Below are 16760 nucleotides of genomic sequence, written 5' to 3' on the forward strand. Positions count from 1 at the left end.
ATATTAATAAAACCCTGCACGCCCCTTGCCTGGCTGGGCCAGCCAGTTGTGTTTATGGCTCTTGTCCAGCTCTCCTCGCATCGATTGAATGATCTGCACAATGTCTGTCTGTCCATTCTGATGCCATTCCAGCGCTGCGCTGACATACAGCTCTCCCAGCTGTGCAAGTGAAAAGGTATCCGTCAGTCGCGCAGCTTCCTGCGTGCCCTCTTCCCCTGCGAAGACAGCAAAGCCTCGCTGGTTCAAATATTGCAGGCGGAGCCCTTCATCCGGCAGCGGTATTTCATACGCCCGATCAAACCGTCCGGCACGGTTCATGAGCCCCGGGTCTATTTTCTCCGGATAATTCGTTGTGCCAATGAGGAAAATGCCCTCTTTGGATGTTGCCCCATCCAGTGTATTTAGGAAAAAGGAACGGACTTCATCCGGCATAGAATCGATATCCTCAATAATCAGCACCATCGGCGCCAGACGTTTGGCTGCTTCAAATACTTCACGTACCGATTCGCTATTGGTGTATTCGGTAATTTGCCAATATGCAGCAGGACCCGGAATGCTCCCGGCAATGGATTTCACAAGGGTCGTCTTACCGTTCCCCGGGTGTCCATAGAGCAGAATCCCCCGTTTATATGGGATATCGTAATCTCGATAAAAGGAGCGATCCGCCTCGAAAAACTGGTCCAGAGAACGAAAAATATCCTGTTTAATTTGCGGAGATAGCACGACCTCGTCTCTCCCCACAGAGCGGGTAATGGATTCGACATGACGGTCACTGCCATTGCGGGCATCCGTGTATACCGTAACCTTTTTCATATTTTGCTGCCGTTCCCGTTCTCTTACACTGCCCAGAAACTGCTTCAATTCCTCTTCTCCTGTAGCAAAAACAAAATCCTCATTGTAGATCCCGTTCTCCCGGAAGAACGGAATGCGGACAAGTGCTACGCCCCAGTGGGGATAGGCAAATACATTGTTGCGAATCGAATAATGTATACCATAGGTTGGCGCATCTCCATCGTCTTCATAATGCAGTGTGCGCAGCTCCAGATCTTCGAAAATCCGGGCAACCAGCTCCACTTCGGTACTGTTGCTTTGCAGATCTTCTTTAAGCAGATCCCAGTATTCACTGTTTGGATCATCGCTGGCATAGAGTTCATAACGAACACCATATCGATTGCCTAGCGCTTCAATAATGCCGCGAATCAAGCGGGCATATATGGCATAGCCTTCGTTTCGGATTTGACTGTCTTGTTGCTCATAGGAATAAATAACTCCATTAGGATTCATTTGTTTTTTCTCTACGGTCATTACTTAGCTCCCTTCACAGCGGCAAGTGGTTTACATTTGGCTACAACTTGAGCCAGACCTGCGCCGGTCACACTATCCATAATTTCATCGACATTTTTATACGCTTGCGGCGATTCATCTATAATGGATTCAAGCGAACGCTGGTTCACCACAATCTCATCTTCAGTTCCTACGCCCAGCGCCGAGGCAAAATCCTCCACGGTAACCAGGCGCTTTGTTGCTGTACGCGAACGAATGCGTCCTGCCCCATGACAGATTGAATAATAATTATCCTTCCCCTCGGGTTGGCCTACCATGATATAAGAAGCAGTCCCCATTGAACCGGGTATGAGCGCGGGATGACCTGTTGCCAGGTATGGCTTTGGATTATCCGGATGACCTGCAGGCAATGCACGTGTTGCCCCTTTGCGGTGTACAAAGACGGAGCCCTGATCCGCGTGAGATTCCTCCCATGCATAGTTGTGCATCAGGTCATAGAGGGTGCGGAATTCGCACTTCGGACCAAACACATCCCGAAAAGCTTCGCGAATCGCATACGCAATCAGATGGCGATTCACTACGGCATAATTTAATGCAGAGTACATCAAATTGACGTAATGTCGACCTTCCGCATGATCGAGCGGAGCAAAAACCAGTCTTGGATCGGCTGTTCCCAGACCATTCCGCTGCATCACTTTGGCAATCGCCGATGAACTGGTTTGGCTTACATACCCGCCCCATGCCCGGGAACCGGAATGAATCATAACAACAATTTGGCCATCGTACAGGCCCCAGGTTTCCGCAATCTCCCGGTTATCCTCGGCAATCTCAATGGCTTGAATCTCGGCAAAATGATTACCTCCACCCAAAGTCCCTAACTGGCGATGAGCCCGATGCCATGTCATATCTTGTACCATATTCAACACTTCCTCGTCAAAGGCAAACTTGCTGCTCTCGAAATGAGTAATGGAAGTAGATTTTTTCGGTGTGTAGCTGTCCGGAATATATTTCTTGGGTAAGCCATGCAAGCCTTTGCGCACGATATGCTCCAGGCGTATATCCGAGTAATGACCGCGCTGATTTGCCTCCATCGGCAGCACCTTCTCAATAGCTTTCACAAGTTTACGGCGCAGCTTCACGTCTTTCAGGTCGTCCTTATGCAAATTGGTCATATGCACCCGCATGCCACAGCCGATGTCGCTGCCTACGATGGATGGAGATACAAAACCACTCTTGGCATCCCATACCGCTGTTGTGCCGATGCAGGTACCTACACCGACATGCACATCAGGCGTGTAACTCATGTAGGAAATACCCGGGATTTGAAGATTGTTGTTCGCCATTTCGAACACCTTATAATCCAATGAGGAGAACAGCTGTTGTGCCGCATATACCGTTAAGTCCCCAGCAGGCAATTTGACTTTATGTCGGTATCCACCTGTGAGTTCGTTTTGGCTTGTAAATAAATTGGGTTGTGTATTCATAAATGTTTTTTTCCTTTCCGTACGTTCAGCTAATTCAGTTCAATTCAAAAATCGAACGCTAACTCTTTGTAATTCATATCCATATTCAGTTAAACAAAAAAAGAAGCCACGGACAGTTCGCCCGTGACTCCTTCATGACAATAACAGAAAACAAAAGCTGCATGAACATGCCGCGTCTGTTCTCCATTGCTATATACGCTGAGAGTAGCATATCGATTAATAACGTTCCAGTGATAAACGATATGCATCTTCCCCTATGTCGCCCGTATGAGGCCAAAGAGACGATGAACTGGGTATACAATTGTGTCTGTGCTTCGTAGTGTCATTGTGAGTTTCAAATCATAACCAACCATCATGTCTCTCGGCCTCCCTTCGTAAATATTATGTTTATATTAAGCGGACTCGTTTCAATGTGTCAACCCTTTTCTTGGAAAATCCCTATTGTGGATATGCACTAGATTATACTTCATACTAATAAATTTTATAAAAAAAAGCAGGATCTGAAGGAACAGACCCTGCTTACTCAAGCATATCATGATATTAGATATTGATTATTATTTTTGACAGGGTTGACCATGTTTTCGTCATTTCCCTGCTTGTTGTTCCAGTTCTTCCACCGGATTCTCATCTTCTTTTGCAGGAACCTTAGAGGACAAGAACCAACCGCATACCGCAATCGTAATCAGCACAATGTAGAACCCGAATTTCCAAATTTTATTTTCCGGGAAATGCTCATCCAGAACGCCCAATGAAGGGTGCGCCAGTGTAATAACAGCCAATTTAACCCCAACCCATCCCACGATAACGAAGGCTGCAACTTCAAGCCCTGGACGTGAATGGAGCAGCTTGACGAAGAAGGAAGCCGCAAATCTCATAATCACCAGACCGATGAATCCGCCGAGGAAGATAACGATAAACTGTCCACCGTCAAGTCCGCCGATCGGAGGCAATCCACTTGGTGGCAAAGCAACAGCCAACGCCACAGCTGCGAGAATCGAATCTACCGCGAACGCGATATCTGCCACTTCCACTTTAAATACAGTCATCCAGAAACCAGATTGTCTTTTTGGTTTTTTGGGTGTGGAATCCGCTGCTTCATCTGTTTTATTTCGGCTGCCCATAACCTTTTTGACAATGTGATTAATGGAGATGTACAAGAGGTACAGGGCTCCAATCGCTTGAACCTGCCACACGTCCACCAGGAACGAGATCAGGAACAATGAACCCAATCGGAAAATGAATGCACCCAACAAACCATAAAATAACGCTTTTTTGCGTTTTTCGTCAGGCAAGTGCTTAACCATAATAGCGAGAACCAATGCATTATCAGCTGCAAGCAATCCCTCAAGGACTACTAATACGGCGAGAACCCACCCATACTCCAATAATAATGACAACTCCAAAATTGACTCCTCCTTAGTATCCTTATGATGTACAAAAAAAAGGACCTTTACCATTACTGGTAAGGTCCTTTTTATTCACAAAAAGAGACCTTTACCCAGTATGAAAACTTGGTAAAGGTCTCGCTAACAACAAAATTGCTGCCAATAAAGCCGGGGATGGAATCCCGAACTGACGACTTTACTGTGAAAGCTACTCCCCTTTAACATAAGGAATATGCGGTTTTTAGTTGGAACGGGTTCAATAACCTGTTCTCATCATATTCATAACGATAAGCAAAGTCAAGCTTTATTTGACAGTCTTCGATCCAGCTTGCGAAAGACCAGCAGATCATAGATGAAATTGCCCAAAGGGATAAACGATACAAAAAATAAAGCGATCGGACGACGTAAGCGCCATTTTTGCGTGGTATACATACTCACCATAAATAATAAATACATCAGAAATAAAAAACCATAAATGTTCCCAAACCATGTAACCGCCTGCGGCATGATCCCCGCATTTCGCAATGGAAAAGCAACAAATAACAACAGCACATATGAAAGCCCCTGCAACCACAGCAGCAGTCGAAAGCGACCAAGTGTAGAATGTAACATTTTTTTCCTCCTGCTTCTAAATACGCGCAATGAATTCACTGCAACCCGTACAGTATATCACAAAAACGAAATTTACCCTCACGCGCAGTTCCACAGGAGCCAAACCCAGCCGAAGCACATAGGATATATGACTAAGATTGTTGCGAATATGGACAAGGAGGATCCTGTTGATGAAAATAGCCCTAATAGCACCAGAAAAATTGCCAGTCCCAGGTAACGGATCTGTCGAAATCTGCATTCTGGGCATTGCTCGCGAACTTGCGCTTCGTCACCAGGTGACGATTATAAGCCGTCAGATGCCCGCCCTTGCCATCACAGAGCAAATCGATGGAATTACGATCCGGCGTGTGCCAGCATCCAGCCCCAACGAGTACACAAGGGCCGTTATTCGTTTTCTGAAAATTCAACCCTTCGATCTTATTCAGGTAGACAACAGACCCCATAGTATGGCCGCAATTAAACGTGCTTTCCCTTCGATCCCCGTGGTGCTCTATCTTCACTCGTTAACCTTTGCACAACCTGGGCCAGCAAGATTAGCACTGCTAAAAAAAGCGAATTGGATTGCCGTCAACAGTCAATCCCTCAGGCAAAGGCTGGGTCGCAGATTCCCATCCTTGAAACGACGGATGGGCGTGGTGCCGCTTGGCGTGGACCTAAGCCGCTTTTTGCCAGCAATAAAAGGAGAGCAGCAGCTTCTGCGCAAGCAGTTCGGTATTTCAGGGCCATTCTCCATTCTGTATGTAGGTCGACTTATTCCTGGCAAAGGTGTGGATGTGCTGATTCGTGCCGTAGCTATTCTTCAGCAGCAGGTACCCGTACAACTGATCATTGCAGGGAAAGGACCTCAGGTCTACGTCCGCAAACTGCGACAGCTTGCCCGCAAATTAAAGGTTGAGGCCGCTTTCCGAGGTCAGATCGCCCATGAACACATTGACCGTTTGTACCGGGCTGTGGACTGCCTGGTATGCCCTTCCCAAGAACATGAAGCCTTTGGACTGGTGAATGTTGAAGCTATGGCTTCGGGACTACCCGTCATTGCTTCAGACAATGGGGGCATTCGTGAAATCATTGACTCCGGGAATAATGGATACCTTGTGAGACAGTATCACAACCCCCGAAGTTTCGCTGCATACCTGTATAAATTGGCAGACAATCCTTCTCTCGCCCGCTCTCTCGGAGAAGCCGGTCGTGCAAGTGCAGTTGAACAGTTCAGTTGGGCTAGGACAGCCATGCATCTCGAAGCAGCTTATACAAGGCTCATCCGGTGATTGATCTGGTTAAGGCCGCGCTTTCCGTCAGGCTTTTTCACGCGACTGCCAGTCTGCAATAAAGCTATCCATATGCGGAACAGGGACATACAACATTTCAATTAATTCCACAATTATCATCTCTTTCATGGTAAACCTCACTTTAGCACAGGTCTGTTGGTGGAAAGCATCATAGATTCCTGAGCCTGTCCAGCAGCCGTGAGGAGCGAGCAGAGGGTTATTAACAATATATCCAACCGTCCCAATGGGAGGAACGACAACCCTAATGGCTTGAGAATCTACCCGATTGTCGGGATCTTTGACCAGAAATAAGGTATCCCCCACATTTAAAGCTTCTACGCCATGATAATGTTCCATTCCATACATGGCGGCAAATATTTTGGTTTTCATCACAAAAGCTCCTTTTACACATTATTTTAAATTTAGAAGGGTCGAAATTATTGATCTTCCTCATAATGCTTCATCCACTCTATGAGTTGTTCACGAATTTCTTTACGATATTCACGGGGTTCAATTACCTCCGCTTCGGGGCCAAATTGATATAACCATTTTAGGAATTCACGACTACTGTTCAGCGTTACTTCAAATAACAATCCGCCATCAGGCATATCCGTCATTCGTGGACGAACAAACATCTCTTCTTCTTTTATGTAGGGGGCCACCTCTTTACTAAATCTTACTTTAAAATGAATCAGTTTATCCCCACGATCAATGGACCACGTGTTTTTCATGAACTGCGTTATGTTGAAATCCCCCATAACAAAATGGGTATTAGTTTGTATAACGTCCAGAAAGCGACTGATCCGAAACAAACAAACTTTCTTCAGCAAGTGACAATAACCAATCAAATAAAAACGCTGGTCGCGCGGAATGAGGTAATAGGGGTCAATGTCGCGGACCGTGATTTCATTTTTCGTAAGTGTGTGATATTGAGTTCGAATCGTTTGTTGATCCAGAATGGCTTCAATGACTGGAATAAGCAAATTGGGATACTTCCCTTCTTCCCGGTATGCAGGTGTGCCCATACGAATAATACCTGCAATATTTTCTACAATGTCACTGTTTCTCGATTTCATTTTGGTATGGGCCGTCATCACCTTATCAAAAGCTGAATCAAATTCAGCCGGGAGTTGCGAAGTATCCACCACGGATGGAAGCATGGAGAATACCATGGCTTCCTGTTCGGTAAAATCCAGAGGATACATGGCAAATTCACCAATGAACCGATACCCTTTGCCATAACCTTCATTCATGATAGGGGCAACCCTGTCCAAAATTCGGAGATCGCGATAAATCGTGCGCACAGTTGTACCACATTTCAACGCCAATTCTTTGGCGGAAATTCCGGGATTCGCTTGTATAGCCTGAAGTATACGCAGAAGACGAATTAATTTCTCTGTCATGTAGTTTCTCCCCTTCGATATTTTATCGGCAAGGAAAACTAGTTCCTTTAGTCCGGTACTAAATCTTTAGTCCCAAACTTGTTTTCGCACTTTCACCTTATATGTATAGTCCAATCGCACTTATTCGGCTTACTAAATATACAATCTCTTACTTGCTTGCGTAAAATTTTAACCTCAAGTCCATATACCTACGCCAGATAGCCTACTTGGCATTCAAAAAAAACGAAAAAAAATCTTGCCTCTTTGACCAGAGACAAGACTCTTTTTCATGTTTATTTGTGCAATTGCAATAATTTAGTCAGCACATTGACCATATGGTCGCACAGTTCAGGAATATCTCCCATCTGATCTTCATTTACACTGCGATCAAAATGTACTTCAGCTGTGACAGCATACGTTGCTGGCTCATCTTCAAAAATATAATGAATATGCTGCTGCTTTCGTTGTTCCGGCCAGCTCTGCTGTATTATGGAGCTAATCGCCAGACATTGTGTCTCAGGGTCCTTAATAACCATCCTGAACCGAAGTCGCAAACGGCAACCGAATTGACCACCCGGTGTTTCCAGAATTTCAACTGCAAGCTCCTCAAGCGATGTGCTCAGGACCACTTCACCTGTTATGTTAGGGCAATCTCTCAGGCAGAATTGCAACACGAACTCTCTGGACATACGCGCCATCTCCAGCTGATCCTTCCGGTCCGTTATGGAAATAAGTTCATCCAAATTATCAAGATCATACAGGTGGTTTTCAAAGCCTACTTTCAAATTGTCATAAATCGTCGGATCAAACATGATGCGAAACCTGCCTTCTTGTACAAATTATTCCGATTAGTTGCTTTTCCGGGGCAAATAGCTTGCCAATTTGCCTAACTGCGCAACTTGCGAGAGTCTCATTCGGCCTTACCATCATAACGAATAACGCCACTATGCGGCAATCTCTCATAAGTAAAACGGCATACGATACCACACCTTGCCCGGCCCCCCCCCACTTAGGACAGAACCTTTCCAATATAAAAAAGCCCGGTCATTACGACCGGGCTTGGTTAAGGTCAGAATATTGAATATTCTGATCCCTTATTCTTCTTTAGCTGGCTCTTCCGATGCTGCCGGTTCCGCTTCATCCGCAGAAGCCGTAGGCTCTGCCTCAGCCGCTTGTGGCGGCATCACGGAAGCGATGATGGAATCAGCTGCCGTCACCAGTGTCAGACCTTTATCCAGCTTGATATCCGCAGCCGTCAAACGATCACCAATTTCCAGTCCGCTGACATCCACCTCAATGGAGGTTGGCAGATCAGCTGGCAGTCCTTCGACCTCCAGTTGAGTTTCCTGCGTCTGGAACACACCGCCTGCCTTCGAGCCGGCTGCGGTGCCTTGGAAGTCGATCGATACACTAACGCTGATCGGCTTGTTCTTCGAAATCTGCAGGAAGTCCACATGCAGCAGACGTCCGTTACGTTCCTGCTGGTCCTTGATCAGCACTGGAACCGTTTTGCCCCCCTCCAGATTGAGGTTGAACATCTCGGAGCGACCTGTACGTGCTACTTTCAGCATTTCTTTTTCATCTACATGTATCGCGGCACCTTCCAATCCCGGGCCATAAACGACTGCCGGAACACGTCCGCCTTGTCTTAACAGGCGCAATGCTGCACCTTTCTTTTCAGTTCTTGGTGTTGCCGTAAGTTGAGCCATTTTTCCGTTGGATTTCATGATTGAACATCCTCCTTCAAGGGATCCTTACTTCATATTTGTTAGGAAGCCATAAGCTTCTCTTTTAGACCAGAATGGCCTTGTTCATGCTTGGCCGAATCTGGGGCCATATCTATATTTACCCCAATGAAAGGCCATCTCAAACACTGACTTGTACAGTTTTTTTATTTTCCAGGTGAAATGTATCTTTCTGATGAACAAAAAAGCCGCTAGATAGCGACTTTCAATAAAATAAAAATAAACGACAGCTTTCTATGGTTTAGATCGTATTTTTATCCAATGAGATCCAATCAAAATCAATATATCCGTTATTCTCCTGTTGTCCTTTGTTGATACAAAATAATCCGATCTTCGAACCAACCCAATGGTCGGGTTGTGCTTCAAACTTTGGACCAAGCTGGTTAAAATGTACGTTGTCCAGACTATAACTAAAGATACATAGGGCATTTGGTGCAATGCCTACTCTTAAATATAAGGGTTTATCTGCCGCCACTCTTGCATATTCATATTCATTTTCCCTGCCTTCTGATGGAAAACCCAGGATCAACGATATTTTTAAACGTTCCCGATCGTCTGAACATCGAGTTAATGAAACACTTGCATATTCCCTTCCGGTTATGACCACGCCTGCTTGATCATTTTCCTCAATGGAGGAAGCCATAAGCTTAGCGGTTACCGTATAAGAGGGAGACGATATTTTTTGGCAGAGCACATTGGGCACATCATATAAAAGTGTTTCTGGTCCATTGGGCGGTTTTACCGCATACAGCCTTAGAAACCCTGCTTTTGCAGATAAAGAATACCATTCCGGTTTTTCGTTCGCTGCCCACTGCCACTGCAAATGCAATGATGGATCATTAAAATGGTCACTCACTACAGGAACGTTAATTGGGTAAGTCCCACCCACGTCAGGCTTTGCCCATTCCTGGACAGGTTCGCCGATCCCCTGTTCATTATGGTTATGCCCCATTACAGGCCAATTATCTACCCACTCCACAGGCTGTAAATGTATAATTCGTCCATATGCGCCCTTGTCCTGGAAATGAAGAAACCAGGATTCGCCCGATTCCAGTTCAATCCATCCTCCTTGATGGGGGCCATTAACGTTTGAGTTACCTTGGTGCAAAACGATTTTATCTTCGTATGGTCCATAGATGTTCTTTGACCGCAGGATGGTCTGCCACCCGTTTCTGACCCCTCCCGCAGGTGCAAAGATATAATAGAATTCCCCGCGTTTATAAAGTTTTGGCCCTTCAATCGTCGGATGGTTTACCGTTCCATCGAAAATATGAACAGGATCATCCAGAAGCCCCGTTCCGTCGGGCTTCATTCGGCTAAGCCCCAGCACGCTTTTCAAGCCACAGCGGCTTTGGGCAAAAGCGATGACCAGATAGGCTTGCCCATCCTCATCCCAAAAGGGACAAGGGTCAATCCACCCCTTGACCTCCTTAACCAGATGAAGCTTGGACCACTTCTTCATTGGGTCTACGGCGCTGCTCATAAAAATGCCATGATCAGGCATGCTGAAAAACACCCAGAACTGTCCGTCATGATACCGAATGCTTGGTGCCCAAGCGCCCTCGGAAGGACGAACCGTATCATAGTATTCGTAGGGCAGTCTGTCATAAACGTAATTGATGATTGTCCAATGAATCAAATCCTTTGAATGCAAAATTGGAATGCCAGGCGAGCTGCAAAAGCTCGAGGCAACCATATAAAAATCACTCTCAACTCGAATGACATCCGGATCTGCGTAATCCGTATGCAGAATCGGATTTTGGTACCTGCCGTTTCCGAGATCGGCCAACCAAACATGCTGCTCTTGTATGGATATTTTCATTGAAATCCTCCACTCATTCTTTGTAATCCAAAGGCGCATATTCAAAATAATCGAAATCTGCATAGTTCGCGCTGGTTTCACCATTGCTGCTTGCGAACAAGCCAATATAGGTTCCTGAAAAACCCCCTGCTACATCAACGCTTAATATGGTTCCATCGGCATGCTCAATTAACGACTTCCATTCTTCGGGCTGCGTGCCAAAGTAAAAGCTGAAGTCTTGGCCTATCGCTTCCACTTTGAGGTATAGCCTCCCGATCGATTGTGCAGGTGCAACATCATGTTGGGCCAGTAATTGATCGGTTCCTTCAACACACTGAATGAGTCGAACAGTTTTATTCGTATCGTTGATTGTGCATTCCACACGGTACTGAAAATCGTTATTCTGTAGAAGAATCAGCCCTGCTGTTTCCTTCGCAGAATGCGGAACGAATTCAAGTACTGTTCTTACCGCAAAACAAATATGCTGCTGTCGCCTGCCAACAAAGCTGGGATTGCCACAATCAGTCATTTTTTCAGGCTTAAGTCTTAATCGCAAATGTCCCGGGCGTTCCGATAGGGACATGAAGTTCCCGAGTGGAGTTCTGATAAAATTCCATTCCGGTGCAAGACATTCAGCGTCGAAATGGTCGCATATCGGATGCGATGGCCATCGGTGTTCCGGAAGGCATGGCCGCGGCAGCTCAAGCTCAACGATTCCTTTGCCAGGATTAACAACGGGCCACCCCTCCTCCCAAACCAATGGCACAAGAAAGGTTTCTCGACCCAGGTTTCTGTAATAGCCTCCATAAGGGCGCGAACCCAAACAAAACATCCACCACTCGCCGTTTTGCGTCTGCACAATATCAGCATGTCCAATGTTCGTAACAGGGTGATTAAGTCCCAAATGCCGATGAGTAAGAATCGGGTTACGTTTGCAGTTTTCGTATGGCCCTGTGATGCCTGTACTGCGCGCGATAGTAACCGAATGGGTATGGCCTGTTCCGCCCTCCGCGATGATTAAATAATAGTATCCGTTCAGCTTATACATATGCGGTCCCTCTTGAGCGTGAATAAACTTCATAGCCCCATCCCACAAACTGAATTTGGACCCAATCAGGCAACCTTTAGTTACATCCAGCTCCTGCATCCAGATCTCCATGTGCTTTGGATATTGCTGTCCATCCGGTGGAAGACGGTTTGCCATCATGTAACATCTTCCATCATCATCGAAAAATATCGAGGGGTCGATACCTGGAGCATCTTGAAGCCATACCGGATCTGACCAAGGGCCAGAAGGGTCGGTTGACGTTACATAGAAGTTATTGCGAGCACCGGTTACGCTTTCAACAAAAGTGGTAATCACGTAAAAAATGCCGTTATGATGCCGGATCGTTGCTGCGTATATTCCTTTGGAGCAAGGTGTGCCTTTCAGGTTGAGTTGAGACGGGCGATCCAACACATGTCCGAGCTGCCGCCAATGGACAAGATCCCTGCTATGAAAAATCGGAACACCGGGAAAATATTCAAACGAGGAAGTGACTAGATAGTAGTCCTCTTCGACTCTGCAGACGGAAGGATCAGCATAACAGCCCGGGATCACGGGATTGCGAAACGTACTCATTTTGATGCCCCCTATTGATTAAAGAATATGAATGAACTCATTATAGGGCAATAAAAACAAAAATAGTTCTGTTTTGAAGCTGAAAACTGCTTTATAATTTGTTATTATTGTCTTTTTAATTTACATACACCGTAAAGGATGAATACGATGAAGGAGATAATTGGAACCAAATTTGCTACAGAAGATAACGAATTTACCATTCAGTATCTACATCAGACCGGGCATGTTTCTATGTTTAAGCCACACGCCCACCCAACCTATGAAATGTATTATGTCTTGAATGGCGGACGTGTCTTTTTCATTAATGGAACCGTTTATACCGCAAAAAAAGGAGACATGATTTTTGTTTACCCAAACGACATACATCGAACGACCAGCTCTGAAGCATTAAAGTGCGAACGTATTTTGGTAAATTTCAGTGAATCGTTCCTGTCTTTAGAACTATCACGTTGTGCTGTCCCTTTATTAATCGGGAGCTGCGATACTCCATTGCTCCATTTTCCGGTTGATATGCAAGCCATCGTTGAGGAACTTTTGCAAAAGATGCTGCGCGAGTGCGAGACACAGCAGGTCGCCTACGAAACCAGTGTCCGAGCGCTTCTTATTGAATTATTAATTCACATGCACCGTCTTGGGAGCAAGGGAAGTTTAAAGCAAATGATGTCTACCCATCCCATGCATCAGAAAATGACTGAAATCTCCGCGTATCTGAACGAGCATTTTCAGGACAATATTTCGTTACAGGAAATTTCAAAACGATTCTATATAAGCCCTTCCTATTTAAGTCGGACCTTCAAGAAAGTGACTGGATTTCAGTTCAAAGAATATGTGCAAACCGTCCGGCTGCGGGAAGCAAAGCGTTTACTCAGAGAGAGCAAGGAGCCGATTTCAACTATCGCTGCGAAAACTGGTTATGAGCATGCAGCTAATTTCAATGTTATCTTTAAAAAAATCACAGGCGTTACCCCCAGCTACTATCGAAAAAGCAGTCGTTAGTCCTGCTAAACGTGAATTCCGTAAAGTTACCCATTCGTTATACGTATAAGCTTAATAGGCAAGCGCTCCATTCCATGCCCCTGCTCTGTTAATAATCTCATTGTAGGTCGCTATGTCTGACATGGAGCTTATAACCATACCCGGGTAAAGATTGATTGTAACGCCGGAGTTGACCTTGATATAATCTTCAATGGCCTCCATGGTTGAAGGACTAGTCTTATGGTAGTTGCTTACGAACATTATCGAACCACCAGGATTGGAAATATAACGTTCACTGGCAGGTACGCCAGGGCCGAATACGTTCTGTGTTGCATATATAATTCCTCCAGTTCCGGTATCCGAACCTACTGCCGCGTTGACGGCGTAACCACCCCGCTGCCAATTCGAAATTTCATAGATATTTTTGTTGGTCACTGCTGCAGGGGAGATTTCCTGCGCTACATTGTCGTATACATTGTTGAACGAGTCCACAATAGATGAATCTGCAACCTTGGGGATTCTTTGATTGCTGTAATGAAAATAGTTATTATACAAACTGACCCTGGAGGGTGTTGAAGTGGATTTTGAAAAAATGCTCAGCACCTTGTCGATGTACTCGAATTCATTGTTTGAAATCGTAACGCTAGGTGAATTAATAACGTCGATTCCTCCATCCTCTGTTTTCCAGATCTTACAATGATCGATCCAAACCTGTGTTGAATCTTGAACCAAAATTCCATCTGTTCCATATAAATCACCCACCAATGCTTGATAAATCAAAAAACCGGACATAGATCGGTTTGCGGAATCCGTATCAATCCATTTGGCTGCTTTTAATTGAGTGTTAATATCATCCGATTTCTTGAACGTGACTACCGTTCCGGCAGTTCCTGCACCGTTGGCATTGGTTTGCAGTGTATAAGTGAATGTATCCGGATATGGAAATGCTGTCTGACTGACAAAGCTCTCACCAATGCCAATATTTCGAACAATTACATTCGTCGCTTTATCTATCATAAGCCCGCAATGATGAAGCATATATCCGCCTTCGCTATATAAGGTGAAATTAGAAGGCAGGTTAATCAAGGCAGCAGTGCTGAATGTATAAGGCTTGTTGTCCGACATGTCTGTTTTTGTTCGTGTGCCTCGGGTACATACGATATCTGAGTCTATACGGATGACCCTTGACAAGGAGGAATCTGCTTTGATTGCTGCTATTCGCGTAATAAATTGATCATAGGCTGTTACCGAATAAGGGGTTCCGCTCCCCCCGCCCGTTGTGCCAGCACCATATCCGTAAGGGGTGTCATCTCCGAGCGTATAGGCTTGAGCAGACCATGGGAATAGGAGAAGAATGAATATTGATCCAAGTAAGACTGATGAATACTTTGTTAGCATATCAAGGCTGAAAATCGATTTGATCATTAATATCATTCCTTTCTTTAATTAATGGGGTCCCATTGATCGCTTCCAGCAAGCACGGATTGGGTATTGATCACGGCAGCCTGAGCAGGGCTCAAAGAATGGGACCAACTTACGCGACTTTCCGTAGAAGCACCAGGACCTGAGTTGCCATATTCGGAATAACGTGCCGTACTCTTATTTGCTTCGTTCCCCCAATAATCCCAACCTGTCGGGTTAATATGCGATTCCAAATATGAGCTCACATAAACTACCGAGGCATACGGGCGCCATGGTCGTCCTAAAAAGACAGTACCCGTCAGCGATGCCGATTGAGTCAGACTACTATTAATAAATACATAACCATGTGCTGCAGATTGATCTGTTGAAGCCGCTGTTATAAAACCGTTATTCAAACTCTTTATCTCACAGCCCTCAAACACAGCAGTAGCTGAACCAAAAATAAAGTCAACGGTTCCTTCAATGTAGGAATCGCGATAATACTGCCTGCCACTATGCGCATACAAAGTATCCTGATTCCCTAAGATGCGCACATTGTTAAACGTTGCCCTGTCACCGGATACGTAAAGCGCAACGGCTTGACCCGCTGTAACTCCGGCTGTATTTCGAATGGTAACGTTCTCTGCTTTGAAGTTTTTCCCTTTCACGTAAACGCTCGCACTATTGGTTGTTCCGCCGGCAGAACTGGCTGTATCGTCATAAGTCAAAATCGTTTCAAGCGCGCTTTCACCGATAAGTGATATATTCGGTTTATTTGCGGGAAACGTGATCTTCTCTCTGTATACCCCGTTCTTGACATAGATCGTCCGGGAGGTGGTCTGATTAACAGGGATGGCATCTACGGCTGCCTGTATCGTCGTGAACACACCGCTTTCGCCACTCTTGCTAACGACAAGTGCATCGGATGGAATCGTTGCTGTAGCATTCTTTACAAGAATATCGTCTAAATAGTGGGAGCTTTCGCTGGAGTTGGGTGTAAAAGATTCGTACCCGTCAATGTGATTAACCGTTGTATAAAAGCCAGCACCACTTGTTTTCAGCAAGCCGTTGACATATACGTCAGCTGTATTGGTAGCGGTGTTGGCGACAATCCGAATACTGTACCAAGTATTAGCTGCATAACCACTTTGAAGTGTGATGTATGAGTTATCCATGTTTCGGTACGATATGTTTCCGCCTACCGTTTCAATGGAAACGGCTGCTTTTGTACCGTTAAGCAGGCGAAAAATTTTCGTGTTGTTTCCCAGTGCAGGCTGCATAAACTTGAATTCAGCGTCTATGTAACCTGTTTGAGCAGTAATCGTTTTTTTTAAACTGGAAATGGCTGTGATGCTTGTATCGTTAAGAAAAACACTTCGATTCGAGGGGCTTGGTACCTCTGCCGCGCGGACCTGACCGCCAGCCTCTGAGATGGTGAAACCGGAAGGCAAAGCGCCAGACGGAGTAGTGTTAAAATGGCTGTGATCCAGGAGCGTGGATGCCAATGCATCATCTGTGGGAATGATGCTGAACAATGGAACAGAAATTAAAACACTTATCATAATAGTACGCCAATTGATCATGTTAAAATCTCTCCTTTACATTCCGATGTGTACGTTGTGACTTGCACATATCAACCTCCCTGAAATTATTGCATCGCTTTTTATGTTAGACTGCGACACAATGTATCCGCTTTCATAATTGTCAACTAAAGAATTAGCAGAAACGATCTCTTCATCTAACATGTGCTCATCATACTATAAAATGAAATTTCATTCGTTCGGTTTATTGCTTTGTTTTTG

The 16760-nt window shown here is 45.3% G+C and carries 14 protein-coding genes; 2 read left to right on the forward strand and 12 right to left on the reverse strand.

The features are described from left to right. Positions 1–3: 3 nt before the first annotated feature. The 4 genes from QP794_RS21590 to QP794_RS21605 form a co-directional block, all read right to left on the reverse strand. Positions 4–1305 carry an ATP-binding protein gene (locus QP794_RS21590; RefSeq protein WP_483311935.1) on the reverse strand — a complete coding sequence of 434 codons (1302 nt, stop codon included), beginning with the start codon at positions 1303–1305 and terminating at the stop codon, positions 4–6. Then, complete coding sequence (locus tag QP794_RS21595; protein WP_285078819.1) at positions 1305–2768, reverse strand: RtcB family protein; 1464 nt, start codon at positions 2766–2768, stop codon at positions 1305–1307. The genes QP794_RS21590 and QP794_RS21595 overlap by 1 nt, the downstream gene beginning before the upstream one ends. 584 nt (positions 2769–3352) lie before the next feature. Then, positions 3353–4171 carry a TerC family protein gene (locus QP794_RS21600; RefSeq protein ID WP_024633128.1) on the reverse strand — a complete coding sequence of 273 codons (819 nt, stop codon included), beginning with the start codon at positions 4169–4171 and terminating at the stop codon, positions 3353–3355. Between the two features lie 279 nt (positions 4172–4450). Beyond that, complete coding sequence (locus tag QP794_RS21605) at positions 4451–4765, reverse strand: DUF3817 domain-containing protein (RefSeq protein WP_079350635.1); 315 nt, start codon at positions 4763–4765, stop codon at positions 4451–4453. Positions 4766–4935: 170 nt separating this feature from the next. Between QP794_RS21605 and QP794_RS21610 the strand changes: the two genes are divergently transcribed. Next, positions 4936–6033 (forward strand): glycosyltransferase family 4 protein, encoded by a 1098-nt coding sequence (locus QP794_RS21610; protein WP_285078821.1) that lies wholly within the window; start codon positions 4936–4938, stop codon positions 6031–6033. Between the two features lie 27 nt (positions 6034–6060). On the opposite strand, the gene QP794_RS21615 is transcribed toward QP794_RS21610, so the two are convergent. The 6 genes from QP794_RS21615 to QP794_RS21640 all read right to left on the reverse strand — a co-directional run bounded on the left by QP794_RS21615 (position 6061) and on the right by QP794_RS21640 (position 12582). Continuing rightward, positions 6061–6423 carry an HIRAN domain-containing protein gene (locus tag QP794_RS21615; protein WP_079350637.1) on the reverse strand — a complete coding sequence of 121 codons (363 nt, stop codon included), beginning with the start codon at positions 6421–6423 and terminating at the stop codon, positions 6061–6063. A 47-nt stretch (positions 6424–6470) separates the two neighbouring features. Next, positions 6471–7436: a helix-turn-helix transcriptional regulator gene (locus QP794_RS21620; RefSeq protein ID WP_079350638.1), complete on the reverse strand. Its 966-nt coding sequence runs from the start codon at positions 7434–7436 to the stop codon at positions 6471–6473. Positions 7437–7708: 272 nt separating this feature from the next. After that, positions 7709–8227, reverse strand: a complete 519-nt coding sequence (locus tag QP794_RS21625) for a hypothetical protein (protein WP_285078823.1) — start codon at positions 8225–8227, stop codon at positions 7709–7711. A 282-nt stretch (positions 8228–8509) separates the two neighbouring features. Then, positions 8510–9142, reverse strand: coding sequence for a 50S ribosomal protein L25 (locus tag QP794_RS21630; RefSeq protein WP_024633122.1), 633 nt, complete (start codon positions 9140–9142; stop codon positions 8510–8512). Between the two features lie 259 nt (positions 9143–9401). Beyond that, complete coding sequence (locus QP794_RS21635; protein ID WP_285078824.1) at positions 9402–10982, reverse strand: glycoside hydrolase family 43 protein; 1581 nt, start codon at positions 10980–10982, stop codon at positions 9402–9404. Between the two features lie 13 nt (positions 10983–10995). Next, complete coding sequence (locus tag QP794_RS21640) at positions 10996–12582, reverse strand: glycoside hydrolase family 43 protein (protein ID WP_285078826.1); 1587 nt, start codon at positions 12580–12582, stop codon at positions 10996–10998. 147 nt (positions 12583–12729) lie between these two features. Here QP794_RS21640 and QP794_RS21645 point away from each other — a divergent pair, with 147 nt between their 5' ends. After that, positions 12730–13578 (forward strand): AraC family transcriptional regulator, encoded by an 849-nt coding sequence (locus QP794_RS21645; RefSeq protein WP_285078827.1) that lies wholly within the window; start codon positions 12730–12732, stop codon positions 13576–13578. Between the two features lie 51 nt (positions 13579–13629). Here the strand turns inward: QP794_RS21645 and QP794_RS21650 are convergent, their stop codons facing one another. Both QP794_RS21650 and QP794_RS21655 read right to left on the reverse strand, forming a co-directional pair. Then, on the reverse strand, positions 13630–14982 hold the full coding sequence (locus tag QP794_RS21650) for a pectate lyase family protein (RefSeq protein WP_285078828.1): 1353 nt from the start codon (positions 14980–14982) through the stop codon (positions 13630–13632). 17 nt (positions 14983–14999) lie between these two features. Further along, the gene (locus tag QP794_RS21655; RefSeq protein ID WP_285078829.1) at positions 15000–16541 is read right to left on the reverse strand and encodes a pectinesterase family protein; all 1542 of its coding nucleotides are present in this window, start codon (positions 16539–16541) and stop codon (positions 15000–15002) included. Positions 16542–16760: the final 219 nt, after the last annotated feature.

Source organism: Paenibacillus sp. UMB7766-LJ446 (assembly GCF_030226665.1).
GTDB lineage: Bacteria > Bacillota > Bacilli > Paenibacillales > Paenibacillaceae > Paenibacillus > Paenibacillus vandeheii.